The organism is Mycobacterium sp. SMC-16, from assembly GCF_046250085.1.
Lineage (GTDB): Bacteria > Actinomycetota > Actinomycetes > Mycobacteriales > Mycobacteriaceae > Mycobacterium > Mycobacterium phocaicum.
Genome location: NZ_CP176427.1, coordinates 117999 through 143832, shown reverse-complemented (window position 1 = coordinate 143832; position 25834 = coordinate 117999). Strand labels below are relative to the sequence as shown.

The window sequence follows — 25834 nt, the reverse complement described above, 5'->3', positions numbered from 1 at the left end:
GGCCAGCGCGCCGCCGGACAGGCCGCCGGTCAGACCGCTGGTGATGCTGGTTGCCTGCCACCCATGTGCCCCGCCCCATCCCGCAATATTGACTGCGACGACAGGACGCTAACACCGCCGTACCAGCCAATTTCCGGCGAATTGACGGTTGTGTCATATGCCGGCACGGGCTGCCGACGGGCCAGCAAACGCGCTGGCGCATGACTACTGCGGGCAGACCAGCACGGTCTCGTGGAAATGGAAGCTGTCGATGTTCACGTGCTCGCCCGGGGCGCCCGGAACGGATCCGCTCGAATTCAGTTCGGGGATGTAGACCGCGTTGATCCGTGCACCGAAACCGAAACCGGTGTTGTATTTGACGCCGCCGGACTGCTCGATGGTCCAATTCACCATGCCATCGGCATAGGTGTAGGTCCGGTTGATATCGAGGTCTTTTCCGATGCCGAAGCTTTTCTCCCGCTTGAGCACCATCGGGGTACCGTCCAGCGGAATGCAGCGTTCCGCGTGCGCCTGGGGGGCCGGCAGCCATGCCAACCCGGCGACAAGCGCGCCCGCTGTCGCAATCGTGGCGACCGAATGTTTCACGTGAATCCTCCCCGCAAACCCGACGGTCCCTACTGTAGCCGCGAATTCGCCTCGGCTCCCCGGGTCCGTTCAGTCCAGTCGCTGCAGCACCGTCGCCGTCCACCGCCGCAACGCGTCCGCCCGCGACCGATTCATGCCGTCGAACACCACCGAGCGCACCAACTCGGCGTGCCCGGGCGCGGCGGCCTCGAGCGCGTCCCGCCCCTCGGCGGTGAGGGTGACGACGGCCGCGCGCCGGTCATCGGTCGACCCGGATCGCTCGATCAGCCCCCGCGAGCGCATGCGCGCCAGCTGATGCGACACCCGGCTCTGCTCCCACCCCAGATGGGTACCGAGCTGACCCATGCGGCAGTCCGGTAACTCGCTGAGGGCGACCAGCACGTCGTAGTCCGCCAGCGACAACCCGTGGTCGCGCTGCAGCTGCCGGTTCAGCGTCAGCTGCAGGCGGCCGCTCATTGCCAGATAGGCCCGCCAGAGGTGCTGTTGGTCGTCGGTCAGCCACATGAAATATATGACACATCATTTATGTTGTGCCGTCCAGTAGCGACACCTAAGCTCACCGACAACGACAGGGGACGACATGACCGAAACAGTCGACATCCGTCGCGCGGCCGACCGCGACGCCACCCGCATCTCGTGGCTGGACTCGAAACATTCGTTCTCATTCGGCGGCCACTACGACCCGGCCAACACCCACCACGGCCTGCTGCTGGTGAACAACGACGACCGCGTCGCCCCCGGTTCGGGTTTCGAGACCCATCCGCACCGCGACATGGAGATCGTCACGTGGGTGCTGCGCGGATCGCTCGTGCACCAGGACTCCACCGGCAACTCGGGCGTCATCTACCCCGGGCTGGCCCAACGGATGTCCGCCGGACGCGGCATCCTGCACTCGGAGAAGAACGACTCCTGGCGCCTGACCGGCGCCGAATCACACAGCGAGCCGGTGCATTTCGTGCAGATGTGGGTGGTGCCCGACGAGTCCGGCAAGACGCCGGGCTACCAACAGCTGGAGATCGACGACGAGCTGTTGCGCGGCAAGCTGGTCACCATCGCCTCGGGCATGCCCGGCCATTCCAACGACACCGCCATCACCATCGGCCAGCGCAACGCGGCGCTGCACGGCGCGCGGCTGGAGCCCGGCGACAGCGTCGAGCTGCCGTCGGCGAAGTACCTGCACCTGTTCGTGGCACGTGGAGAGGTGGCGCTCGAGGGCGCCGGGCCACTGCAGGAAGGCGATGCCGTGCGGCTGACGGCGTCGGGCGGGCAACGCGTCACCGCCACCACACCGGCCGAGATTCTGGTGTGGGAAATGCACACCGATCTGCTCGGCTCGTAACCCTGCCCTCATGGCCCCGCTCCGACTCCGGTCGGCAGCGGGGCCAATTGCTGTGTCCACCAAGGTGATTCATCCGTCACCGCCCCGTGATGCGGGCGTGACCAAAGTTGACAGAGTGTTTGCTGTGGCTACGCTGAAGGTCGTTGTATCGGACCGGAGGAAGGGCCACAATGTCGTTTCTCGGGTCGACTTCCCGACGCGGCGTCGTCCACCGTCTGCGGCAATTGCTCACGCACACAACGGTTCTGACCCTGGCCGCCGGTCTCGCCGGCACAGCCGGAGCACCGGCAGCGCACGCCGCCGACGGCCGCTCGCTGCTGGTCAACGCCATCACGAACTACCGCGGCAGCTTCCTGGTGTACAACTTCGGCGGCGACCACCCCGCGCCTTTGCTCAACGCCGCGGGCAACTGGTACGAGTCGGGCAACGGCGGCCATCTGCTCGTCATCAAAGCAGCGTCGCAGCGCATGAACCCGCGCCTGCTCGTCGACTCCCACCGCGGCATCCAATCCCGCTGCGAACGCGATCCCCGCGCCCGCACCGCCGAGGGACTGTGGCAGGCCTCCGAGGTCTTCACACCGCTGGAGGCGTGGCAGGCGCTGGGCCGGCCCACCATCGCGGTGAACGCCAATTTCTTCGACATCCGTGGCCAGCAGGGCGGGTCGTGGACCTCGACAGGGTGCAGTTCGCCGCTGGGCGCCTACGTCGACAACACCCGCGGCCAGGGCCGCGCCAACGCCGCCGTCACCGGCACCATCCCCTACGCCGGCAAGCAGGGACTGTCCGGCGGTAACGAGGTGTGGACTGCGCTGAGCACCATGGTCATTCCGTCCGATGGCGCGCCGTACATGATAACGCCAAGCAGCACAAGCGATTTCAATGCCGCAACCGGCGCGATCAACAACCTGGTGAACCAGGGCGCCCGGTTCGTCGCGGTCAGCGGCATCGGCCTGCTGGCACCTGGCGACACCAGCCAGTTGAACGACGGTGGCCCCAGCGCCGCCCGCACCGCGCTGGCATACGTGCGGAGCCGCGACGAGATGTACATCTTCCAGGGCGGCAGCTACACGCCCGATCAAGTCCAGGACCTGTTCCGGGCGCTCGGCAGCGACGCCGCCATCCTCCTGGACGGCGGCGGTTCCTCCGCCATCGTGCTGCGCCGCGACACCGGCGGCCGCTGGGCCGGATCCGGTACGCCGCGCGGTTCCTGCGACACCCCGGCAGTGCTGTGCGACTCCAGAGAACGCGCACTCCCCGGCTGGCTCGGCTTCGCCTGATGCGTCAGGCGCCAGGCCGCCGCTCCCCCGGTGCCGCAGGCACCGGAATCAGCCTTGGCGCCAGCGCTTTTCGACTCCTGCTCGATCTCGGAGCAGCCCGCCGGGGACGTTCCGCATCCGCCCGCGGCCTGGCGCGGCTCGTCCTCCTCGCCATGCGACGCCCACAGCGGCCCACCGCCACCGGTCTGGAGATCGAACGCTTCCCCGCGTGCCTGCGGATCGGATTGAAGATCGGCCTCCGTATCGGTCTCGGGCTCTTCTGCCTCGGGCTCGGCGTCGGGGTCTGTGTCGGGCTGTGCCTGTGGCTCGTGGGCCGGCTGCTCGTCGGCGTCGTCGTTGTCACCGGCCGACTGGTGAGGGCCCTGGGGCTTCGCGCGCGGGCCGGTGACGCCGGCCGAGTTGAATTGCAGCGGCACCGGATTCGGAGCGGCCGATCTGGTCAAGGCCACCGCCGCCGGGCCGGCGGCACCGTCGTCCGCCGGACGGTAACATTAATGCATCGCAGCTCCAACATGCATCTTGACCAGCCGCTTTCCCAGATTTGGCAATCGGCTCCCGGAGGCTCACATCGGCCTTGGGTCGCCGCATCAGCAGCAAATTTTTGCCGCGTAAATATAGTTTGCTGGACGGCTCAAACTTCCCTCGCCCAGCAGTTCCACGCCTTGGCATATATTGACGCGACAGTTGCTGTGACGTCGTACTCATGCAGGTCCAAACGTGATTCAGGCCATAGTTGACAGCCGCCGACCGTCGCCGGCAGCTTCGCAACATAGGCAAAGGCCCGGTATTCACAGTGTGCTGACAGGCAGTACGCATCAATTCAGGCAAACGCGCTGCACAGACCCATCGGCTACAGCTGGGGCGTCAGATCCAATTTGGTCAGGGCACTCATCTGGCTGACCTTCCAATCAGCGCCGGCACGCTTCAGGGTCAGCCGGTACGACAGGTAGCGCAGCGAGGGGATGCCCTTGGTCAGCGGGCTGGTCGCGACGGAGTTGGTGTAGACGATCGCGGTGGCCTCATTTGCACTGATACTTTCCACCGCTGTGCCCATCACCTTGGTCTGGTTGGTGACCTGGGCCTGCTTGTTGCTGGCGACGATCGAATCGACGAACTTGCGGTACTCCTCGGCGAAACCGCCGGCCAGATACTGCTGTGAGCGGTCCGCCAACTTGTCCATGTCGTTGGGCGAGTACGACCACAACGTCGTCACCGCCGCAGCAGCGGTCTTGGCGACCTCGAACTTGCTCTGGACCAGGGCGCGATCCGCCAGATAAGGCTGCGCGGCGGCACCCGCGAACGCGGCAGCACCGACGAACAGGGCCGCCGCCACGACACCCGCGGCCAGCAGCCTGCGGCCCGCGGGGCGATGCGGCACCAGCACCACGGGCGCAGTTCCGGGCTCCTCGTCGGCTACCTCGTCAGCCGCTGCGCTGTCCGACTCTTCCGGTGCGGCAGCATCTTCCGGCTTCTCGTCTGCCGCGACGGCGTCGTCGGCAGCCTCGGAAGCCTCGGAAGCCTCATCAGCCGGCGCAGCGCCATCGGTAGCGTCCTCGGCCGCCGCGGTGTCGACGGCCTTCTGCCGGGGCAGCCGGTGCCGGCGCCGGGCCGCCTTGCCCTGCGGGGCGTCGGCCGTCCCCTGCGGAGAATCGGCCACAGACTCCCCGGGGGTCACATCACCGGATTCATGCGGCTGATCTTCCACTGCTGCCCTTCCTGCGTAGCCGTTACCACCCAACGCGAGCCGCTTTCCACGGTCGCGTTGCCGTCCGGCGTCGTCGTCGTCAGCTTCATCGCGATCAGCACGTCGGCGCTGCCGTCGTCATTCCACCGTTGTACGCCCGCGTCTTCGACGGATCCCTCCGCCGGTTGTGCACGCGCCACCTGCATGAGGATCTGGTCGTGCTTGTCCTTGAACTGTTTGGCGAACTCGCCGGCGGACTGCCCCGCGATCTTCTCGACGTAGGCGTTGGCGTGGAACGGGTCGACCGCGGTGAAGCCCGTCATGAACTCTTTGACATAGCCCAGCACGGCCGCCGACTTGGCCTGACTCGCCACGTCCTTCTCGTGCTGGACCAGCAGGTAGGTGCTGGCCGCGATCGCGGCGATCACCAAAACCGTTGTGACGCAGGCGATCACCACCAACGCCACGCGGCGGGGTACCGCCGCCACAGCCTTGAAGTAGTCACCGGCGACGAAACGCTCGGCAGCATCGATCTTGCGACGCGGACTCATCAGCGTCCTCCCCGCGGGCTCTTGAGCACCGTCAGATTCGACAACTGCCACTTGCCGTCGGATGACTTCACGAAGTCGACCCGGACGGTGGCGGTGATGAACCGGAGGGTGTTGGCGTCGACGCCGCGCTGCCCCTGCAGCGCCAGCAGCATCGTGGCCTGATCGGTGCCGGCGCTGAGGATCGCGCTGCTCACCGCGTAGTACTGGTTGGTCGTCGGTTTCTTGCTCACCGCCTGCTGCTGCTTGATCAGCTGATCGCGGTAACCGTCGGTGACCAGCGCCTGGGCGGTCTTGAAGTCGTTCTGATACGTGTCGATGCCGTAGCTCAGGACGTGCTCGACGATCTTGGGACCCTGCTCGGAAATCTGGTTCCGCGCCTCGTCGACCGCGCGGTCGTGCCGGAACTGCACGCCATAACTCAGCCCCACCGCCGCCACACAGACCAGGGCACCGGCCACGAGCACCTGCCCGGCCCGCCGGGCGGGGTCTCCCTCGGGCGCCGGGACGACGCGAACTTCGGTGTGCAGCAACAGATCTGCGAAAGTACGGTGCCGCGGGTCCCAGAGCGGCCACAGCCAGCCCAGCAGCACCGCGACGGTATCCAACAGATGCGCGAGGTCACGCAGGATCAGTCGGCCCATACCGGCGGGAACGCCGGCGGGCACCCGCTCCACCCGGATGGCGAACAGCGAGCGGCCCACGCTCCATCCGGTGATCGACGGCAGCAGCCACCGGTTCACCAGGACCGCGGCCGCGGCCACCGTCGCCACCGCGGCGTACACCCACAGCGTCCAGTCGGCCCGGGCGGCATAGCCCAGCAGGGCCATGACGGCGATGATCGCCACGCCCAGCACCACGTCCAGCGCGAAAGCGCCGGCCCGCGCCGGCCACGAGGCCAACGCCGGTGCCGCTTCCAACTCGGACCCCGTGCTCACTGCCTCGGCGCTCGTCGTCTCCTGACCAACCGTCACGAGGTGACCTGGTCGAGCTTGGCCACCTTGAACTTCCCGTCCACCGGTGCCATCTGCGCCCGCATCCGGTAACCGACTTCCTTGTCCTTCTCGGCGCTGTTGTTGATCTTCACGCGCACCGCGACCAGGACGTCGATGGACCCGTCATCGTTGTGCTTCTCGACGGCCGCCCGCATCTGCGAGATCTGCACCTGCACGTTGGCGGCCTTGTACGCCTCGAGCGTGATGCCGCTCATGAACGACGCCTGCGTCTGGTACGCGCCGGTGGCGCATTCGATGATCTTCGTCTGCGCGGCGATCATGGCCGACGTGTCGGGTGCCTGGGTCGCCGTGACGCAGTCCTTGGCGGCCGCGATGGCGGCCGTCTCGTTCGCCGCGAGCGCCTGACTCTCACGATGCGATTTCAGCGCGAACCAACCGCCCGTGCCGACCGCGGCGGCCAGCACGACGAGCGCAAGGCACACCGTCAGGGCAATGCCCCGCCCGATCCGGGCGGGGCGCTGCGCACCCTCTGATTCACCGGTTTCGCCCGGCGCCAATCCCGAACTGCTCCTCGCGTGCGCCTCGATCGATTCTTCGGCAGACGGCTCGGTCGTCACCACGTCCTGGGACGTGACGTCCTGCTCATCGGTGGGGTTCAGCTGGCTGGTGCCAGCATCTCCTTCCATCCGTCGTCTCCTGGGTTGCTCGAGTTACTGACCGAATACTTCACACCATTCGGTCCGACCACCTGACCGCTCTGTGGGTTGTAGGTGGCCTCTGGTCCTGCTGCCGGAGTGTAGAGGCACTTGTTGGGTTGCTGCCCGCTGCACTCCACCGTGCCCTGCCCCGGTGCGCTGATCGGGTCGCTGGACGGCGCCGACGCACGCTCCGGCGGCGGCAGCATGTTGGCCGGCAGCGGGTTCAACCCGTTGTTGATCGACGGCGCCGGGATCACCTTGCCCGGGTCGACCGGCTGATCACAACGCGCGGCCGGGGCCGGGCAGTTCACGATCTGGTCCGGGGTGCCGTACCACGGGTTGGTACCGAGCGGCTCGTACGGCTTGTTGTCGCGGCACTCCATGGGGCTTGCCGCGCGTTTCGCCGGGTTGTCCACACACGGCAGGTTGCGGGAACCGCGGACCGTGTTCTGGGCGTCCTTCGGGATCTTGCAGTACAGGCCCGACTCCAGCGGGGCGGTCGACGTGTCCGCCGGGGACCGCCACTGCGACGCCGGCAGGAAGCCGGTGAGGCATGGCGGCGGCTGGTTGATACCCAGCGCCACGTTGATCGGCAGTTCCTTCTCGTACACCGCGGTCAGCGAGTCGACGAGGGGACCGGCCATCGGCAGCACCACGAGCACCTGCTCGAGGCCCTTGTTGTACCGCTTCAGCATGTCCAGGACGATCTCGACGTTGGCCAGCGACTGCGGGAGCGCATCGCGGACCTCGCTGAACACCGCGTTCAGCTGGTCAGCTGTCGGGGCACCCTGCTGGATGGCGCCGCGCAGCGCCGCGTCCTGCTGGGCCGACTGCGAGGCCAGCACGTTCAGGTTCCGGGCCCACCGCGAGATGGCGTCGCCGGACTTGACCTGGCTGTCGATGATCGGCGCCGAGTTCTGGATGATGTCGTCGACCGAGCCGAGGTTGTCCTTGAAGTCCCCCGCCAGCGCCTGGGTGCCGTCGACCAGGTGCTGCAGTGACGGGCCGAGCCCACCGACCGCCTCCGTGGTGTAGTCGAGCAGCGCGCCGATCTTCTCCTTCGGCAGCGAGGCGAGCGCGTTCTGCGTCGCGTCGAGAGCCGGACCGACCTCCTTGGGGACGGAACCCTTGGTGATCGTCTGACCAGACGTGAGGTAACGCTTGGACGGGTTCTCCGGTGGCACCAGATCGATGAACTGCTCACCGACCGCGGACACCGAGTGCACGTTCGCCTGCACGTTGTCCGGGATGTCCACATCGTTGTTGACGTCCATGGTCACCCGCGCGCCGGTGGCCGTCGGCTCGACGGCCAGCACCTTGCCCACCTGGTTACCCAGGTAGGTGACGTTGGCGGTCTTGTACAGGCCGCCCGAGTTGGGCAGTTCGGCGTACAGCCGATGCATGCCCACACCGAGGTAGGTCGGCAGCTTGAGGTACACCAGGGACAGCCCGACGAGAGCCGTCACGGTCACGATGCTGAAGATGATCAGCTGAATCTTCAGAAAACGGGTAAGCATCGGTCACTCGCCCCTTTCGATTCGCGGGCCGCCCGGTGCGTTGGCCGGGTTCGGGGTGAATCGGACGTCCGGGATCATCGTCGCCGGGTCACGGCCCCACGACTGTTCCAGAGCCCGAGCCATCCCCGACAGACCGGTGCCGGTCAGGATGCCGTTGTCGATGGCACTCAGCGTCAGGTCCAGGTGCAGCGAGAGGTTCATGTAGTCGCCGCGGATGACCTTCGGGATGTTGTCGATCGGGAACGGCAGCGTGAACAGCAGCTTCATGGCCGGCACCAGGTTCGGTGACGTCTTGGCGATCTGCTTGAGCGCCCGCTGCAACGTCGCGAGGTTGGTGTGCAGGTTCGCGTTGCTGTTCGACAGCGTGGTGTCCGCGGCCTTCGACAACCGGCCCAGCGCCAGCACGGCGTTCGAGAACAGGTCCTGGGTCTTGTTGAAGTGCTCGATCAGCGGCGGCGTCTCGGTCAGCACCCGATCAAGGGTGTCGTTGCGATCCGCGACGACCTTCAGCAATGTGTCACTGGAGCGAATGGCCCGCGTGATGTCCTCGCGCTGCTGATTGATCTCGTCGGTGAACGTGTCCAACCGGTGCAGGAACTCTTTGATCTGATCCGCGCGCCCGTTGAGGATGTTGTAGACCTCGGACTGGATCTTCTCGACGTTGGGCACACCGCCGCCGTTGAGGATTCCGGAGATACCGGCCAACGTCCGCTCGATGGTCGGGTACGCCGACGAGTTCTTCAACTCGATGGTGTCGCCGTTGCGCAGCGGTTGGGACGACGGGTCGGCCGGCGGGTCCAGCTCGAGGTGCTGGGCACCCAGCAGGCTGGTCTGCCCGATCTTGGCCTGCACGTTGCGCGGCAGGTTGATACCGGGGTTCAGATCCACCGTGAGGGTGGGCACCCAGTTCTTCAGCTCGATCGCACGCACCCGGCCGACGAACACGTCGGCCACCCGGACCCGGCTGTTGGCGTTGAGGCCCAACGTTTCCGGCATCTGGATGTAGATCGTCGAGTGGCCGTCCACCGTGCCCGGACCACCGGGCAACGGCACGTTGGCGATACCCCGCCAGCCGCAGGAGCTGAGGATCAGCGCCGCCGCCGACAACACACCGACCCGGCGGGCGTTACGCGCCCACCCACCGCGGTGCCGCGATGCCGAGGGTGACTTCGGCCCCATGGACCCGGTCATCATTGGCCTCCAACTTCGGCAGGAAGTGCGGGTCCGGCCGGCGCGGGCGCCGGAGCCGGTCCTGGGGCGGGCCCAGGTGCCATGGCACTCATCGGGCTCGGATCATTACCCGGTCGCGGCGGCGAGACCGGTCCCGGCTGCGGGTACCACGGCGGGGGCAGCGGGCTGCTCTCGTTGTAGGCATTCGGCGGACCCGACATGTTCACGCCACCGGTCGGCGGAATGATGTCCGGGCCGCCCATGAGCTCGTCCAGCGACTCCGGCGTCAGCAGGTCCTGGGTCGACTGTCCGACCTTGAGTCCCTGCATGCCCGGTGCGGTGATCCAGCCCGCCTCGTGCTGGCCGTGTGACCACGGGGTGTCAGGCGAGAACACGCCCGGCACGGTCGTGTCCTTGTATCCGCCCGGGGGCTGCAGGCGCGGCTCCGAGTACGTGACCAACTTCGGCAGCGTCATGGCGGTGGTCGCCATGTTGATACCGAACGGCAGATAGTTGAACTTGATGGCGTCCATCACCGGGGCCAGGTACTGCGCGCACAGCTCCGCAGAATCCTGGTAACCCAATCGGCTACCGGCCTGGATCGAGCTGCAGATGAACTGCAACGGGTTCGAGAAGTTGGTCACGCCCGGCAGCACACCGGAGGCGATCACACCGCCGGTCGCCGGCGAGTAGATGTTCTCGAGGTTGGCCAGGAAGTTCGGGTAGGCGTGCAACGCACGTTCCAGGCCGTCCCGCGGCTCCGGCTGCAGGATGGCCGTCGTCGCCTCGGACACGTTGTTGATGTCGTGGGCCAGGACGCTGCCGTTCTTGTCCAGGAAGCTCCGGGTCGTCGCCATGACCTGGTTCAAATCCTTGAGCGCCGACGCCAGCTCCTGGTCGGTGTTGGTGAACTTGTTCGTGAACGACGCCAGGTCGTTGTTCAGCGACACGAACTGCTGATCGCTCTGGTGCAGCGCGTTGACGAACACCGCCAGACTCTTGATCACCTGGAAGAAGTCGCCGCGGCCCTGGTTCAGGGTGTTCACCGCATCCGACAGACCCTTGAGGGTCTTGTTGAACTGCGCGCCCTTGCCCTCGAAGCCGTCGGCGAACGACTCGATGATGTCGCCGAACGGGCCCTTCGGTTGCTCCTTGGTCGGACCCAGTTCGGCGAGGATGCGCGTCAGCTGATTGCGCAGCTCGTCGTACTCGATCGGAATCTGGGTGCGTTCCTTCGGAATCACGGCGCCGTCAGCCATCGTCGGCCCACCGGTGTACGGCGGAGAGAGCTGAACTACGCGGGACGCGACGAGGCTCGGGTTCAACACCGACGCCGACGCGTTCTGCGGCACCTTGAAGTGATTCGAGTAGTGGAAGACGACCTTCATCTGATCGCCGTGCGGCTCGGTGGTGTCGATGGCACCGACCTCGACGCCCATGATCTGAACCTTGTCACCCGGGTACAGCGCGAGTACCTCAGGGAAGTAGGCCGTCACCGTGGTGGTGGTCATCTTGCGGTACAGCTGCAGACCGAAGAAACCGAGCAGCACGATCGCCACGAGCGCGAGCGCACCACCGATGACCGTCCCCTTGGACAGGTTCGGCTTCTTGATGTTTCGGATGCTGAAAACAGTCGACATCGTGGCGGCCCTATCCTTGCGACCCTGGCGGGAGGAACGGCGGGTTACCCGGCAGCGGCGCGGTGCCGGCCGGACCGGCGCTGGGACCTGGTCCCGGCGGCGCCGGCGGCGCGATCAGCGGCCCGGGGATCGGAGCGAATCCGGGCGCGATGTCGCTGTCACCGGGCTGCGGCGTCAGCGGAACCGTCCGGGCACCGACGGGTGCCGGCGGCAACGGCACCGGCGTACCGGGCACGTTCTCCGCCGGTTGTCCCGGGAAGGCGGCCGACGGCACACCCGGGCCGGTGGGAACCCCGGCCGGGTTGGGCGCCGACGAGACGACGTTCGGCGGGGCGTAGTCGGGTCCACCGAACGGACCGACGCTGAGGTGCGAGCACGGCAGCGGATCGGCCGGCGACGGATCGGCACCAGCGCCCGGGGTGTACGAGCACGGCGATCCGGGAGGCACCGCGGGGCCGGGGTGCTCCGGCGTGCCTTCGAGCTTCGGCGGGGCCGGCGGCGGCGCACCGTTGGCGAAACGCGTGCCGTTGGGGTCCGGCCACTGCGCCTCCGGCAGACCGGCGCTGCGCCAGAAGTCTTCGGGGTTCAGTCCGCGCTTCTTGAACGCGGCGTCCACGAACGGCTGCACCAGCTGCGGCGGCAGGATGTTCGCGACCATGATCTTGAAGTACGGGCCCGAAGCGACGGCCTCCGACAGCGAGGCCACGAACTTACCGGCCGAGACCAGCGTGTCCGACAGGTCCTGCTTGCGGGCGACGAGGATGTCGCTGATGGTCCGCAGCTGCTCCAGGACGTGGTTGATGTTCGGGTTCTCGTCGATGGTCGCCTTCAGCTGGTGCGACACCCGCGAGATTCGCTCCAGCAGCACGCCGATGGCCTCGCCGCGCTGGTTCAGGGCGTGCAGCAGGGTCTGGGCGTTGACCAGCAACGCGTTGATCTGGCCGCTACGGTCGCCGAGAATGGTGGCGATCTTGTTGGCGTTGCCGAGCAGTGACCGGATCTGGTCATCACGCTTGCCGATGGTCTCGGACAGCTTCTGTACGCCTTCCAGCGCAGCAGTCAGGTGCGGCGACGTTTGATCGACTGTCTCGGACAGCACGTTCAGCGATTCCTTGACCACTTTGGTGTCCCAGCCTTGCGAGGCCCGGGTGACGTCGAAGATCGCGTCGTAGATCTGGTACGGCGTCGAGGTCTGGCTCAGTGGCAAGGTGCCGCGCGGCGGCAGCTTGTGGGTGCCCTTGGCCTCGATCTCGATGGCCTTGCGGCCCAGGATGGTCTCGGTCTTGATCAGCGCCCGGCTGTCCGTGCCGATGGTGTTGGTGCCGATGTCGAAACCGATGATCACCTTGTCACGGTCGATGTCCATGTCCTTGACCGTGCCGACGTTGACACCGTCGATGCGGACGTAGTCGCCGACCATCAGACCGCCGGTGTCGCTGAACTGGCCGTAGTACGTGGGCGACGCGAACAGCATCGGCACCTTGGTGACTGACGCACCCACTGCCGTGACGAGCACGACGGCCGCCAGACCCATCGCGCCTCTGCGGACCCGGTCGGACCCTTCTATGGACCTCACTTCGGCGTGCACCTTCCGGACGGCTGGTTGGTGAGCTTGACTGTGCGCACGGGTCCACCCGGCTGCAGACCGTTCATCTTCAACTCGATGTCGCAGAGGTAGAAGTTGAAGAAGTCGCCGTAGACACCACCGGAACGACCCAGGATCTTCAGCGCCTGGGGCACCTTCTGCAACGTGTCGTTGAGCTGTTCCTTCTGGTCGACAAGCGACTGCTGCGTGGTCTCGAGGTAGCCGAGCGTGCTGTGCAGCAGCTCGCGGTTGTCGCCCAACAGATCGGCGAGCGAGCCGGCGCCATTGCTGATGCTGGCGACCGAGTCGGCGATCGGGTCGGCGCGGTTCTTCAACCCCGTCACGAGCGACTCGAAGTTCTTCAACGTGTCGTCGAACTGCTTCTGGTGCTTGACCGTGGTGTCGAGGACCGTGTTGAGGTTCTTGACGACCTCACCGATGGCCTGGTCCTGCTCCCCGATGGTCGACGAGAACGAGGCCGTCTGATCGAGGATGTTGTTGATGGTGCCGCCCTCGCCCTGGAAGATCGTGACCAGCGACGAGGCGATGGTGTTGACCTTCTGCGGATCCAGCGACCGGAACAGGGGCCGGAAGCCACCGACAAGTGCATCGAGATCCAGGGCCGGCTCGGTGCGGTCGACCGGGATGGTCCCCCCTGGGGCCAGTACCTGGTTGCTGTCACCGCGGCGCAGGTCCAGGTACCGGTTGCCGATCAGATCCAGGTAGCGGATGTGCGCCGTGGTCCCCTGGTACAGCGACAGGGACTTGTCGACGCTGAACTTCACCCGGGATTTGCTGCCACCGTCGATCAATTCGACGTCGGTGACCTTGCCGACCTCGACGCCGTTGGCGCGCACGAACTGATCGGCCTTCAGACCGCTGCTGTTGGTGAAGATCGCCGAGAACTCATTGGTCCGGCTGAACCGGAACTGACCGAAGACGATGAAGATGCCTGCTGTGAAGGCCAGCAGGACCGCGGAGAAGATGGCGAGTTTGATCGCCGTGCCCTTGATGCTCATGGGTTGATCGTGTTCTCCCCGTCTTGACGACCCCAGACGTACTCCGATGCGAACGGCGATCCGAGACCGAAGTGGTTGTACGGCGCGATCGATGCGCCGGTGTCCATCACCATGTAGGGCATCGGCCAGATGTCCTTGGTGACCGTCCAGCAGCCCGGGCGCCCCATCGGACCGCCGGAGGCGTTGATCCGCGGGAGGTTGTCCGGATACACGTACTGGTTGGCCGCACCGACGAGCTCGGTGTGGGTCACCAGCGAGTAGCCGTTACCGCCCAGGCCCTTGGCCGCGGCCGGCGCACCGGCGGCGAATCCGCGGAACAGGCAGTCGAGCTCGGGGGCGTACTTGTCGAGCACCCGGGAGGTCGGCAGCAGGTCCTCGGCACCGCGGACCAGGTAGGGGCCGCCGCGCTCGAGGATGTCGCCGCCAGTGTTGCCGAGACCGACGGCCGACATCAGCGCCTGGTCGATGGTGCCGCGCTGATCATTCAAGGTGCGCTCGGTGGTCACGGCGTTCTTCAGGCCGTCCCACAGATCCGGCGAAGCCTTCGAGTAGACCTCTGTCAGATCGGCGAGGGCCTTGGTGTCGTGCCGGATGTTCGGCATCCGCTGGTTCAGGTCGGCCAGGATGGTGTTGCCGTTGACCAGCGATTGCCCGAACTTGTCACCGAGGCCGTCGAGCGCCTGCGCGGCAGCGGTCAGGGTGGCGTTCAGCTTGATCGGGTCGACCTGCTCGGAGATCGCGGTGATCGTCTCGAACAGGGTGTTGAGCTCCGTGGTGACGCAGGCCGTGGCCGGCGTCGGCGGCGAGCACTTGGAGACGTCGATGGTGTCGCCGTTCTTGATCCGCGCGCTCTCGGGATCCGACGGCGAGGTGAACGAGACGTACTTGCTACCGAAGACCGTGGTGGCCAGCAGCTTGGTGTTGACGTTCTTGGGCAGCAGAGGGAGGTACTTCGGGTCGACGTCGAGCTGCAGTCGAGCTTTCGTGTCGTCTTCCTTGCCGACGACGTCGATCTCCTTCACGCGGCCGATGGGCACGCCGTTGTAGGTGACCTTCGAACCGGGGTCCATGGACAGTCCGGACCGGGGCGACACCACGTACAGCTTGGCCTTGGTGTCGAAGTAACCGCGGAACTGGAACCAGACCATCACGAGAACGAGGGCGGAGATTACCGCGAAGATGACGCCGACGATCAGGTACGGCGGGGTGCGGTCCTTGTTGAGCGGTGCGTGGACCTGACCCTCGGCGACAGGTGGCGTTGCTTGTGGATTCGTCATCGCGTCACACCGTCAGGTTGAAGTTCGGGTCGGTGCCGTACAGCGCCAACGAGAAGAGCAAGACCACAACGACATTGGAGATCAGCGACGTACGCATTGACCGGCCCACGGCTTCACCCACGCCGACGGCGCCGCCACTGGCGTAGTAGCCGAAGTACGCGTGGTTGAGCAGCACCACCATCGACATGATGATGACCTCGAGGAACGACCACATGACGTCGTCGACGCGCAGGAAGGTATGGAAGTAGTGCTCGTAAGTACCCACCGACTGCCCGTAGAAGAGCGTGGTGACCAGCTGCGCCGACAGGAACGACAGCAGCAGGGCCAAGGCGTATAGCGGGATGATGACGACCATGCCGGCGACCAGGCGGGTCGAAACCAGGAAGGACAGGGACTTGACCCCCATGACCTCCAGGGCGTCGACCTCTTCGCTGATGCGCATGGCGCCGAGCTCGGCGGTGGCACCTGCACCGACTGTGGCTGCCAGCGCGGTGCCGCTGACCACCGGCGCGACGACGCGGATGTTGGCCAGTGCGGCGAAGAAGCCGGTGAAGGCGGCGACACCGATGTTGCCCAGCGAGGCGAAGCCCTGGATCGCGATCAGGGAGCCCGCCGCCAGGGTGACGAAGCCGATGATGGCGACGGTGCCGCCGATGACGGCCATGGCGCCGGTGCCCATGCCGACCTCGGCGATCAGCCGCAGCACCTCTTTGCGGTAGTGCCGCAGGCAATGCGGGATATGCCCGACGGCCGTAACCACGAAGACACCGACGTGGCCCATGCTGGCGAGCATCCGGCTCGGCGCAGCGCCGAAGTCCTTGACACGGGAGAAGACGCGGGGGAACCGACCCTGCAAAACTGTCGCTGTACTCATGCGCTACCCGGCCTGCGTTCCGAATTTGATACCGATCGTGGTGAGAACCACGTTGACCGCGAAAAGAGCGATGACGCAGAGCACCAGCGTTTCGTTCACCGCCGTGCCCACACCCTTCGAACCACCCGCCACGGTCAGCCCGCGGTAGCAGCCGACCAGACCGGCGATCAGGCCGAAGATTGTGGCCTTGAGGACGGAGATGACCACTTCGGGGAAGCCCGTCAGCAGGGTGAGAGTCGAGACGTAGGCGCCGGCGTTGACGTTCTGGATGTACACGCCGAAGAAGTAGCCACCGACCAGGCCGATGATGATCACCGCGCCGTTGAGCATGAAGGCCACGAACGTGGAGGCGACCACACGGGGCACGACCAGGCGCTCGATGGGGTCGATGCCCAGCACTTCCATGGCATCGATCTCTTCACGCACGGTCCGGGCACCGAGGTCAGCGCAGATGGCCGTCGACCCGGCGCCGGCCACCACCAGCACCGTCACCAGTGGCCCCAGCTGGGTGACAGCACCGAGGGCCGCACCGGCGCCGGAGATGTCGGCCGCGCCGAACTCACCGAGCAGGATGTTCAGCGTGAAGATGATGAGCACCGTCAGCGGGATGGAGACCGCCAGGGTGGGCAGGAATGCCACCCGGATCAGGAACCAGCACTGAAGGATGAACTCCTTCCACTGGAATGGCCGCGAAACCAGCGCCTTGAAGGTGAGGATGCACATCTTGACGAAGCCACCCACCTTGGTGAATGGCTTGTCGAGCTGGTCCTTGAGATACCCGACCAGGGAGTTGTCAGAGGCTGTCACCGATCAGCCTTCCCTTCCGGAAAGCGGCCGTTCCGCGGCGTCACGCGTGGCACGTCCCCTCCTTAGCCACTAGCACAAACTGAGTGATTTCCGTCTCGCTACTCCCGAGTAGTAAGACGGACCACAGGACTGTACCCGATACACCGCGTACCCGGTGACCCAACTGAGGGATAATTGCGTTCAGTTTCAGCAAACGCGACATGGGCCCATCCGCCCTCCACTCAGGTGGTCGAATTTCTCAGCGCGACGTCACTTGCCGCGCTCACGACACACTTGTATCACCGAACCGCTCGCGTAGTTCCGTTTTAAGGACCTTGCCAGAAGGATTTCGGGGCAGTGCGTCGACAATTTCGAGTGCTTTCGGGCGCTTGTATCGCGCCAGTCGTTCGGTCAGGAAATCATCGAGATCTGCCAGCGTCAGGGCACTTTCGCTCTCGGCCTTCACATTCGGAGCCACCGCAACCACCGCCACCGGCACCTCGCCCCATTTTTCATGCGGCCGTCCGATCACCGCGACTTCGGTAATCGAGGGATGCGCGGCCAGAATGTTCTCTACTTCCGCACAGCAAATATTTTCGCCACCGGAAATAATCATGTCCTTTTTACGGTCGACGACCCAGATGTAACCCTCCTCGTCCTGGCGAACCAAGTCACCGGAATGGAACCAGCCGTCGGCGAATGCCTCCGCTGTCGCTTTCGGGTTGTTCCAATACCCGGCCATCAGAGTGGGCGCACGGTAAACGATCTCCCCGACCTCGCCCACCGGCACGTCGTTCATGTTGTCGTCGACGACGCGGGCGGCCACGGTCGGGATGACCCGGCCGACCGAACCGAGCTTCCGCAGCGCGTCCTGGCTCAGCAGCATGCACGTCACCGGTGACATCTCGGTCTGACCGAACGCAGCAAAGATCTGGGTGCCGGGGAATGTCGTCGCCATCTCCCTCAACAGGGTGTCCGACGCGGGTGCCGCACCCCAGGAGAGCACCCGCAGTTTCACGTCGCGTGGCTTGGCCTGTTGCGCCGCGCAGACCGCCTGCCACTGTGCCGGGACCAGGAAGATCGACGAGACGCCCTCGGCCTCCAGCACGTCGAGCAGGGCACCGGGGTCGAACGCGCCGAGCGGGTAGATGACCGTCGGCAGACCCAGGAGCAGGCCACCGATCATGTTGCCGATACCGGCGATGTGGAAGAAGGGGACACCGATGAAGCGACGTCGTTGTTGATGTCCGGCGCGATGGTGAAAAGGTTCGTCATGGCCTGGCCCATGATGTTGACGTGCGTCAGAACGGCGCCTTTGGGATACCCGGTGGTGCCCGAGGTGTACATGATCAGCGCGGGTGAGTCCTCGGGGATGTCGACAGGGGCCGGCGGGTCGCCGTCCTCGGCGAGGACGTCCTCGTAGCCCAGCACGGTTCCCTCGGTGGCGCCGCCGGCGACGATCACCGTCACCAGCGACGGCTCCAGCTCCCGCACCGCGGTGGCGACCGGAGCCAGCACTTGTTCGGTGATCACGGCTCTCGGGTCGCAATCCCGGACCAGGTAGGCGATCTCGGGCGGCGTCATGCGGAAGTTGACCGGGACCGCGATGGCGCCGAGGAGGTTGGCGGCCAGAAACGACTCGACGTATTCGGTGCGGTTCAGCATCAGGATCAGCACACGATCGCCGAAGCCGACCCCTCGACGGCTCAGCGCTCCCGCGAGCTTGGTGACGCGTTGCTGCAGTTCTCCCCAGGTGACCGTGTGGCCGACGAAACGCAGCGCGGTCCCGTCGGGTTGCATGAGGGCGTGCCGGGCGAGGTGGGTGGTCCAGTTCTGCCGACGGGCCAGATACGGCTGCTCGAGTGCTGCGGGTGACACGGTCTGCTCCTGTGTCTCGATCGGCATCGCGGCGGAGTTGCACTGATCGCGACAAACGATGCTGATATTTGATCAAATATAGTGTTGCCGCCGTCACAATAGGACGCCCGCACCATCCGGACAACCGCCGGGTGGCCCCAACCCGTCGACAAGAGGACTGCCGTGAACGTCTCGGCGAAACCGCTGCCCGGCCTGCGCCGGCGCGAACAGCTGTCCGACGAGGTGGCGGCCCATCTCCGGGCGGCGATCATGTCGGGCACCCTGCGGCCGGGCACGTTCGTCCGGCTCGACGAGACCGCGGCCGCGCTCGGCGTGAGCATCACGCCGGTCCGCGAGGCACTGCGCACCCTGCGCGGTGAGGGCATGGTCGAGCTCGAACCCAACCGCGGCCACGTGGTGTCCGCGTTCACCCGCGACGACATCGCCGACATCTTCTGGCTGCAGGCGACCATCGTCACGGAGATCGCCGCAAATGCGGCCCGGCGGATCACCGAACCCGTCATCGTCGAACTCGACCGGCTCACCGACCAACTGGCGGAGGCCGTCGCGACCGGCGACGCCGACGCGATCGCCCTGGCGGAGTTCCTGTTCCACCGGGAGTTCAACCGCGCCGCGGGCCGGACCAAGCTGGCCTGGTTCCTACTCAACGCGGCGCGGTATCTACCGGTGCGCATCTACGCCGCCGACCCGCAGTGGGGTGAGGCGGCCGTGGCCAATCACCGCGAACTGATTGCGGCCTTGCGGGACAAGAACATCGACGAAGTCGTGCGACAGACGCGCCAGCAGTTCGATGACGCCGCCGAACGCCTGACGGGGCGTCTCGACGAACTCGGGTTGTGGCCTGCTTAGTTGGCGGCGAGCTGCTCGGCGCGCGTCTTCAGGTTGCCGGCCAGGTGATCCAGCGCGTCATTGACGACCTTCTTGACCATCATGGCCGGGATACCCGGCATGTCGACCTCGACGTCCATGTCGACGGTCAGCAGGGCGCTCGCCCCGAGGTCGACCACGGAGAACAGCTGCTCCTGCTTGGAGAACAGGTTGCCCTGCTGCATGACGGTCTGGATCTGGCCGTCACCCGGGTAGTAGACGGCCTGGATGTAGGAGCCGTCCATGCCCTGAATCTTGGTGTCCAGGCGGAGCTGGCTGGGCCGGCCATCGTCGTAGCGGTGCAGGATCCAGCAGCCGGTGACCTCTTCGTTCCACTGCGGGTAGGCCTCGAAGTCGGCGACGATCCCCAGGATCTGCGCTGCAGGTGCGGCGACCTCGACGGTCTTGCTCACGATCGGCATGGCCCAGAGCATATCGAGGTCGCTGTCCCGCACGTCTTGCGCGTATGTCCGTTCATCCCGAGCTGACGGCGGATGTCTCTCGATACATCCCGCCCTGGATACCGGCTCAACGCATCCGGTGCCCGTCCGGCCGTTGACCCTGAGCCGGCGCACTCCGCTACTCGAGATTCTTCGCCATCAGTGCAGAGTCAGCTGACGACGGCGGTCTCCAGCAGTTCCCGGATCGGCGCCGGGATCGGCACGGGACGACGGGTGTCGCGGTCGACGTAGACGTGCACCCAGCTGCCGACTGCCGCGGGTGTGCTGTCACCGTCGGCCCACAGCCCGGTGCGGTAGGTGACGCTGCTGTTGCCCAGCCGGGTCACCGCGAGCCCGACGACCAGCTGCGACGGGAACTTCAGTTCCGCGAAGTACCGGCAGCCCGATTCCGCGACGACCCCGAGCCACGGCGCGGCCACGGGGTCGACGTCGCGCGTGGTGTTGATCCACGCGTTGATCGCGGTGTCGAAGAGCTCGTAATAGACCGCGTTGTTGAGGTGCCCGAACATGTCATTGTCGGTCCACCGGGTCTGCACGGGCCAGTGCACCGGGAATTCCGCGGTGGTCAGTGCCTGCTCCATGTCGGCCAGTCTGTCAGGCTGGTGCCATGTTGATTCGCGGTGCCGTACTCGAAGAGATCGGGCGCGCCCGCCCCTACGCCGAATCGAAGCCGCTCACCATCAGCGAGCTGGACCTCGACGGCCCGGGCGACGGCGAGCTGCTGGTGCGTATCGAAGCGGCCGGGCTGTGTCATTCCGATCTTTCTGTCGTCGACGGCAACCGGGTCCGCCCGGTGCCGATGCTGCTCGGTCACGAAGCGGCCGGAATCGTCGAACAGGTCGGCGGCACTTCGGATTTGGCGGTGGGGCAGCGCGTCGTCATGACGTTCCTGCCACGCTGCGGCCAGTGCCGGTCCTGCGCGACGGACGGCCTGGCACCCTGCATTCCGGGCAGCGCCGCCAACGGCGCGGGCACGTTGCTCGGCGGCGACACGCGGTTATCCCGAAGCGGTGCAACGGTTCTCCATCACCTGGGGGTGTCGGCCTTTGCGACGCACGCGGTGGTGGACCGCCGTTCGGTGGTGCCCGTCGACGCCGATGTGCCACCCGTCGTCGCCTCGCTGCTCGGCTGCGCGGTGCTGACCGGCGGCGGCGCGGTGCTCAACGCCGGACAACCGAAACCCGGTCAGACGGTGGCGATCGTCGGCATGGGCGGCGTCGGGATGGCCGCGATGCTCACCGCGCTGGCGCATGACGACGTCCACGTCGTTGCCGTCGACCGGTTGCCGGACAAACTCGAGCAGGCCCGCGCGCTCGGCGCGCACGATGCCGTCAGCGATCCCGGCGACGTCAAGGCCGATGTGGTGATCGAGGCCGCCGGCCACCCGGCCGCCCTGGAGACCGCCATCGGCATGACGGCCCCGGGCGGCAAGACCATCACGGTCGGGCTGCCGCACCCTGATGCCCGAATCTCGGTGTCGCCCTTGGCTTTGGTCGCCGACGGTAGGTCCCTGATCGGCAGCTATCTCGGGTCGGCCGTGCCGGCGCGGGACATCCCGCGTTTCGTCGAGCTGTGGCGGTCGGGGCGCCTCCCGGTCGAGAAGCTGGTGTCCGACACCATCAGCCTGGACGACATCAACACCGGCATGGACGCCCTCGCCGACGGCCGCGCGGTGCGGCAGATCGTTGAGTTTTGAACCGGTTGAACGTGCGTCAGCGCAGAGAAAACCCGAGGCGGTTTCAAGGGGTCGATGCAACAGTTGGCGGATTCAACAGTAGTGCGTCGAGCGCTTCGGCTGGTGTGCGCCAGTTCAGGGTTTGGCGGGGGCGGCCGTTGAGTTCGGCTGCGACGTTGTCCAGGATGCCCGGGCCGTGCAGTGAGAGGTCGGTGCCTTTCGGGAAGTACTGGCGCAGTAGACCGTTGGTGTTTTCGTTGGTGCCGCGCTGCCAGGGTGAATGCGGGTCGCAGAAATAGATCTTCAACCCGGTGGCCTCAGCGATCTGGGCGTGGTTGGCCATCTCCATGCCCTGATCCCAGGTCAACGCCCGACACAGATGTTCGGGCAGCTCAGCCATTTTGGCGATGATGGCTTCCTGCACCGCCAACGCCCCATGCCCATGGGGTAGGTGCAGCAGCATCACGAAACGGGTGGTGCGCTCGACCAGGGTGCCGATCGCCGACCCCGAGCCGACGGCCCCGATGATCAGGTCCCCTTCCCAGCTGCCAGGTACCGCGCGGTCGGCGAATTCGGCGGGGCGGTCGCTGATCATGACCTTGTCCGGGATCCGGCCGCGGCGTTCCTCGCTCTTGCGCTGGGAGCGGCGGATCGCTCGTCCGGTGCGCAGGCACTGGGCCAACTCTCGGCGCAGCGAACCGCGCCCTTGCACGTAAAGAGCCTGGTAGATGGCCTCGTGTGACACCCGCATCTCCAGGTCGTCGGGAAAATCCTCGCGCAGCCGCCGCGCGATCTGCCACGGGCTGTGCCGCAGCTGCAACCGAGTCTGCACCTCGCCGCGCAGCCTGTCATCGAGGGCCAGCTTGCGCGCCTTAGGGCGCCGGGCGGACTCGGCGCTGCGGTCATGAGCGGACCGCGCCTTGTAGGTGACGGTGGCGCTGCGGCCGCTTTGACGGGCCCCGAAGGCGTGCTTGCGTCGATACCCCGATTTGCACCCGGTGTAGCGGTTACGCAGCTCGCAGTTGTTGTCGATCTCCCGTTTGATCGTCGAGGGCGCCCGCCCCAACCGACCCGCGATCGAGCGGATCGACTCCCCGGCATGCACCCCAGCCTGAATCTCAATCCGGTCATCCAACGTCAGCCGCGGCCGAGGACCCGATGTATGCGGTTGATACGCACGCGGTTTCACCCCGCCAGCATCACGGAACCACCGCTGCCCAGAGCCCTCCGACACACCCGCCGCCGGACCGGCCTCCGTCGGAGTAAGCCCCTGACGGACAAACCCCCAGAACTGCCGCATCTGCGTACGCAACACCGGTCCAGTTCCCACAACACTCCTCAATCAGAAGGGTGTTGCATCGATCCCTTGAATCCGCCCGAGTGGCGGGCAGCGTAGACGCACGCTCAACTGCTCGCGCTAGAACCAGGCGTCCCGCATCTCCAGCGTCGTGCGGTCCAGTGACTCGAGCAGGTCCAATTGCGGTGCGGTCTTGGGCAATTCGAACCGGAAGAAGTAGCGGGTCGCCTGCCGCTTGCCGTCGTAGAAGTCGCCGTCTTTACCGGCGGCGGCGACGAACTGCTCCAGCCACAGCCACGCCACCGCGATGTGCCCGAACGCTTCCAGGTAGACGTGGCTGTTGGCCATCACCGCAGGAACGTCGCCGGAACCGAACATCCCACCGGTCACGGCGACCAGCCGCTGCCACGACGCATCGAGTGCGCCCGCCAACTCGGCGCCCTCGCCGCCCAGTTCGCCGCCCGCACGGACCGTCTCCGCGATGACCTGCCCCAGCGCCGCGAGGCTGGCCCCGCCCCGCTGAGTCACCTTGCGGCCCAACAGGTCCAGACTCTGGATGCCGTTGGTGCCCTCGTGGATCGGGTTCAGCCGGTTGTCCCGGTAATGCTGCTCGACGTCGTATTCGCGGGTGTAGCCGTACCCGCCGTGCACCTGGATCGCCAGGTTGTTGGCCTCCAGGCACCACTGCGACGGCCAGCTCTTGGCAACGGGGGTCAGGATGTCGATCAGCAGGCCCGCGGCTTCGGCTTCGGCATCCGACTCCGCGCTGTGCTGCACGTCCACCAGCCGGGCACAGTACAGACCCAGCGCCAGGCCGCCTTCGGCATAGGCCTTCTGCGCCAACAGCATTCGTCGAACATCAGGATGTTCGACGATGGGCACCTGCGGCGTCGTCGGGTCCTTGACATCCAGCGGACGACCCTGCGGCCGCTCCCGCGCGTACTGCACCGACTTGAGATAACCGGTGTAGCCGAGTGCCACCGCACCCATGCCGACGGCCATCCGGGCCTCGTTCATCATCTGGAACATGTAGACGATGCCGCGGTGCGGCTCACCGACCAGGTAACCGACCGCGCCGTTCTCGCCGCCCGGATTGAATTGCGTGTCACCGAAATTCAGTACCGTGTTGGTGACGCCGCGCTGCCCCATCTTGTGGTTCAGACCGGCGATGGCGACGTCGTTGCGCTCGCCGATCGATCCGTCGGCGTTCACGAGGTATTTGGGCACGATGAACAGCGAGATGCCCTTGGTGCCGGGCGGCCCGCCCGGGAGCTTGGCCAGCACGAGGTTGACGATGTTGTCGGTTATTTCGTGCTCGGCGCCCGAAATCCACATCTTCGAGCCGAACAGCCGGTAGGTGCCGTCCGCGCGCGGTTCAGCGCGGGTGGCCACGTCGGCGAGCGACGATCCGGCCTGCGTCTCCGACAGCGCCATGGTGCCCGAAAAGCGCCCCGCCAGCATCGGTTTGACGTAGGTCTCGATCTGCTCGGGCGTGCCGAACTTGGTCAGCAGGTTGGCATTGGCGATGGTCAGCATCAGGTAGCCCGACGTCGACACGTTGGCGGCGGCGATCCAGGCGAATGCCGCCTGTGCGACTACGGCCGGCAGCTGTGCTCCGCCGACCGACTCGTCCATGGACATGCCGATCAGGTCGGCTTCGACGAAGGCATCCCAGGCCTCTTTGACCTCCGGGACCATCCTCACGGTCTGCCCGTCGAAGGTCGGCTCGTTGGCGTCGCTCTTCTTGTTGTGCGGCGCGAAGTAACGTTCGGCCAGTTGCTCGCTGAGATCCAGCACCCCGTCGAAGGTCTCGCGCGAGTGATCGGCGAACCGCTTGCGGCTGGTCAGTTCGTCGACCTTCAGCCACTCGTACAGCAGGAAGTCGAGGTCCCGTCGGGACAGCAGCAGAGATTTCATCGGACCTCGGTCACCTCTCGATCGCGCTGGTCTGTGTCAGGCGCCGCCGCCGAGAGGGTCCTCGGTGCGGATGGTTTCGTCGCGGATCAGACCGCGCAGCAGCGCCGTGCTGAATTCGACGGCGATCTCGGAGGCCGTGCGCCGGCCGTGCGGCCGCAGCCACCGGTAGGCGCCCAGCGTCATTCCGATGTAGCCCAGCGCCAGCACGTGCGAGTCACAGTCGTTGAACTCGCCACTGGCGATGCCGCGGTCGATGACGTCGCGGACGTGCTCGTAGACGGTCGTCTCCGCCTTGCGGATGTACGCGACCTGCTCCTCGGTGAACCACTCGGTGATGTACGGCCCCTCCTGGAAGTACACGGCCGCGGATTCCAGGTCGGTGGCGATGCCGGTCAGCAAGCGCCGGGTGAAGTTGAAGATGGTCTCGCGCGCCGAGGCGGTCGGGTCGTCATGCAGGGCATCGACGGTGAAGTCGGCGGTCGACTTGTAGATGTCCCAGAGGATCAGCGACTTGCTGGCGTAGTAGTGGTAGACGGTCGCCTTGTTCAGCCCGACGGCGTCGGCGACGTCGTCCATGCGGGTCCCGTGGTAGCCGCGGGCCGCGAACAACTTGGCGGCGACCGCCAGCAACTCCTCGCGCCGCGACGTGCCGTTCGACCCGTTCGACGCAGCCGACGCGCCCGCGGGCGGTCCCGTGGCAGAACCTTTTGTCGACGACTCTGTGGACATGTCAGCTCACTCTATGCAGCCGGGCGCGCGGCCCGGGACCCAATCAACTGGTTGG

23 protein-coding genes and 1 pseudogene are annotated in these 25834 nt (G+C 66.2%); 4 read left to right on the top strand and 20 right to left on the bottom strand.

Features of this window, described 5'->3' with window-relative positions:
- Positions 1-204: 204 nt before the first annotated feature.
- Both ACJEIK_RS00690 and ACJEIK_RS00685 read right to left on the bottom strand, forming a co-directional pair.
- Entirely contained in the window at positions 205-585 is a 381-nt protein-coding gene (locus ACJEIK_RS00690) for a hypothetical protein (protein WP_064858555.1), read from the bottom strand.
- Between the two features lie 69 nt (positions 586-654).
- On the bottom strand, positions 655-1089 hold the full coding sequence (locus ACJEIK_RS00685) for a MarR family winged helix-turn-helix transcriptional regulator (protein ID WP_064858556.1): 435 nt from the start codon (positions 1087-1089) through the stop codon (positions 655-657).
- A 76-nt stretch (positions 1090-1165) separates the two neighbouring features.
- Between ACJEIK_RS00685 and ACJEIK_RS00680 the strand changes: the two genes are divergently transcribed.
- Positions 1166-1924 carry a pirin-like bicupin family protein gene (locus tag ACJEIK_RS00680; protein ID WP_061003827.1) on the top strand — a complete coding sequence of 253 codons (759 nt, stop codon included), beginning with the start codon at positions 1166-1168 and terminating at the stop codon, positions 1922-1924.
- Between the two features lie 170 nt (positions 1925-2094).
- Positions 2095-3201, top strand: coding sequence for a phosphodiester glycosidase family protein (locus tag ACJEIK_RS00675; RefSeq protein WP_064858557.1), 1107 nt, complete (start codon positions 2095-2097; stop codon positions 3199-3201).
- An 850-nt stretch (positions 3202-4051) separates the two neighbouring features.
- Here the strand turns inward: ACJEIK_RS00675 and ACJEIK_RS00670 are convergent.
- The 13 genes and pseudogenes from ACJEIK_RS00670 to fadD5 all read right to left on the bottom strand — a co-directional run bounded on the left by ACJEIK_RS00670 (position 4052) and on the right by fadD5 (position 18860).
- A complete protein-coding gene (locus ACJEIK_RS00670; protein WP_409430859.1) occupies positions 4052-4858 on the bottom strand; it encodes a mammalian cell entry protein in 807 nt (268 codons plus the stop codon).
- Positions 4859-4872: 14 nt separating this feature from the next.
- Positions 4873-5436: a mammalian cell entry protein gene (locus ACJEIK_RS00665; RefSeq protein WP_226520322.1), complete on the bottom strand. Its 564-nt coding sequence runs from the start codon at positions 5434-5436 to the stop codon at positions 4873-4875.
- Positions 5436-6407, bottom strand: a complete 972-nt coding sequence (locus ACJEIK_RS00660; protein ID WP_073694004.1) for an RDD family protein — start codon at positions 6405-6407, stop codon at positions 5436-5438. Before ACJEIK_RS00660 ends, ACJEIK_RS00665 begins: the two co-directional genes overlap by 1 nt.
- Positions 6404-7075, bottom strand: a complete 672-nt coding sequence (locus tag ACJEIK_RS00655) for a hypothetical protein (protein WP_061000438.1) — start codon at positions 7073-7075, stop codon at positions 6404-6406. Before ACJEIK_RS00655 ends, ACJEIK_RS00660 begins: the two co-directional genes overlap by 4 nt.
- Positions 7045-8604, bottom strand: coding sequence for a virulence factor Mce family protein (locus tag ACJEIK_RS00650; protein ID WP_061000440.1), 1560 nt, complete (start codon positions 8602-8604; stop codon positions 7045-7047). Before ACJEIK_RS00650 ends, ACJEIK_RS00655 begins: the two co-directional genes overlap by 31 nt.
- 3 nt (positions 8605-8607) lie before the next feature.
- Complete coding sequence (locus tag ACJEIK_RS00645; protein ID WP_179967710.1) at positions 8608-9795, bottom strand: virulence factor Mce family protein; 1188 nt, start codon at positions 9793-9795, stop codon at positions 8608-8610.
- Complete coding sequence (locus tag ACJEIK_RS00640; RefSeq protein WP_061000442.1) at positions 9795-11414, bottom strand: virulence factor Mce family protein; 1620 nt, start codon at positions 11412-11414, stop codon at positions 9795-9797. The genes ACJEIK_RS00645 and ACJEIK_RS00640 overlap by 1 nt, the downstream gene beginning before the upstream one ends.
- 10 nt (positions 11415-11424) lie before the next feature.
- Positions 11425-12990: an MCE family protein gene (locus ACJEIK_RS00635; RefSeq protein WP_204158279.1), complete on the bottom strand. Its 1566-nt coding sequence runs from the start codon at positions 12988-12990 to the stop codon at positions 11425-11427.
- Positions 12987-14018, bottom strand: a complete 1032-nt coding sequence (locus ACJEIK_RS00630) for an MCE family protein (protein WP_061000446.1) — start codon at positions 14016-14018, stop codon at positions 12987-12989. Before ACJEIK_RS00630 ends, ACJEIK_RS00635 begins: the two co-directional genes overlap by 4 nt.
- Positions 14015-15295, bottom strand: coding sequence for an MCE family protein (locus ACJEIK_RS00625; protein ID WP_409430858.1), 1281 nt, complete (start codon positions 15293-15295; stop codon positions 14015-14017). Before ACJEIK_RS00625 ends, ACJEIK_RS00630 begins: the two co-directional genes overlap by 4 nt.
- 4 nt (positions 15296-15299) lie before the next feature.
- On the bottom strand, positions 15300-16088 hold the full coding sequence (locus tag ACJEIK_RS00620) for an MlaE family ABC transporter permease (RefSeq protein ID WP_409431778.1): 789 nt from the start codon (positions 16086-16088) through the stop codon (positions 15300-15302).
- Between the two features lie 84 nt (positions 16089-16172).
- Positions 16173-16976 (bottom strand): MlaE family ABC transporter permease, encoded by an 804-nt coding sequence (locus ACJEIK_RS00615; protein WP_135357671.1) that lies wholly within the window; start codon positions 16974-16976, stop codon positions 16173-16175.
- Positions 16977-17238: 262 nt separating this feature from the next.
- Positions 17239-18860, bottom strand: a pseudogene (fadD5, locus tag ACJEIK_RS00610) (fatty-acid--CoA ligase FadD5).
- Positions 18861-18995: 135 nt separating this feature from the next.
- On the opposite strand from fadD5, the gene ACJEIK_RS00605 reads away from it, so the two are divergent.
- Complete coding sequence (locus tag ACJEIK_RS00605) at positions 18996-19682, top strand: GntR family transcriptional regulator (protein WP_082762278.1); 687 nt, start codon at positions 18996-18998, stop codon at positions 19680-19682.
- On the opposite strand, the gene ACJEIK_RS00600 is transcribed toward ACJEIK_RS00605, so the two are convergent.
- Both ACJEIK_RS00600 and ACJEIK_RS00595 read right to left on the bottom strand, forming a co-directional pair.
- On the bottom strand, positions 19679-20122 hold the full coding sequence (locus tag ACJEIK_RS00600) for an SRPBCC family protein (protein WP_061000498.1): 444 nt from the start codon (positions 20120-20122) through the stop codon (positions 19679-19681). The genes ACJEIK_RS00605 and ACJEIK_RS00600 overlap by 4 nt on opposite strands.
- A gap of 188 nt (positions 20123-20310) precedes the next feature.
- Positions 20311-20742 carry an acyl-CoA thioesterase gene (locus tag ACJEIK_RS00595; RefSeq protein WP_020100011.1) on the bottom strand — a complete coding sequence of 144 codons (432 nt, stop codon included), beginning with the start codon at positions 20740-20742 and terminating at the stop codon, positions 20311-20313.
- 26 nt (positions 20743-20768) lie between these two features.
- On the opposite strand from ACJEIK_RS00595, the gene ACJEIK_RS00590 reads away from it, so the two are divergent.
- Positions 20769-21857 carry an alcohol dehydrogenase catalytic domain-containing protein gene (locus ACJEIK_RS00590; protein ID WP_409430857.1) on the top strand — a complete coding sequence of 363 codons (1089 nt, stop codon included), beginning with the start codon at positions 20769-20771 and terminating at the stop codon, positions 21855-21857.
- A 43-nt stretch (positions 21858-21900) separates the two neighbouring features.
- Here the strand turns inward: ACJEIK_RS00590 and ACJEIK_RS00585 are convergent, their stop codons facing one another.
- The 3 genes from ACJEIK_RS00585 to ACJEIK_RS00575 form a co-directional block, all read right to left on the bottom strand.
- On the bottom strand, positions 21901-23136 hold the full coding sequence (locus ACJEIK_RS00585; RefSeq protein WP_064858570.1) for an IS30 family transposase: 1236 nt from the start codon (positions 23134-23136) through the stop codon (positions 21901-21903).
- A 117-nt stretch (positions 23137-23253) separates the two neighbouring features.
- Complete coding sequence (locus tag ACJEIK_RS00580; protein ID WP_409430856.1) at positions 23254-25050, bottom strand: acyl-CoA dehydrogenase; 1797 nt, start codon at positions 25048-25050, stop codon at positions 23254-23256.
- A 36-nt stretch (positions 25051-25086) separates the two neighbouring features.
- The gene (locus tag ACJEIK_RS00575) at positions 25087-25779 is read right to left on the bottom strand and encodes a TetR/AcrR family transcriptional regulator (RefSeq protein ID WP_409430855.1); all 693 of its coding nucleotides are present in this window, start codon (positions 25777-25779) and stop codon (positions 25087-25089) included.
- Positions 25780-25834: the final 55 nt, after the last annotated feature.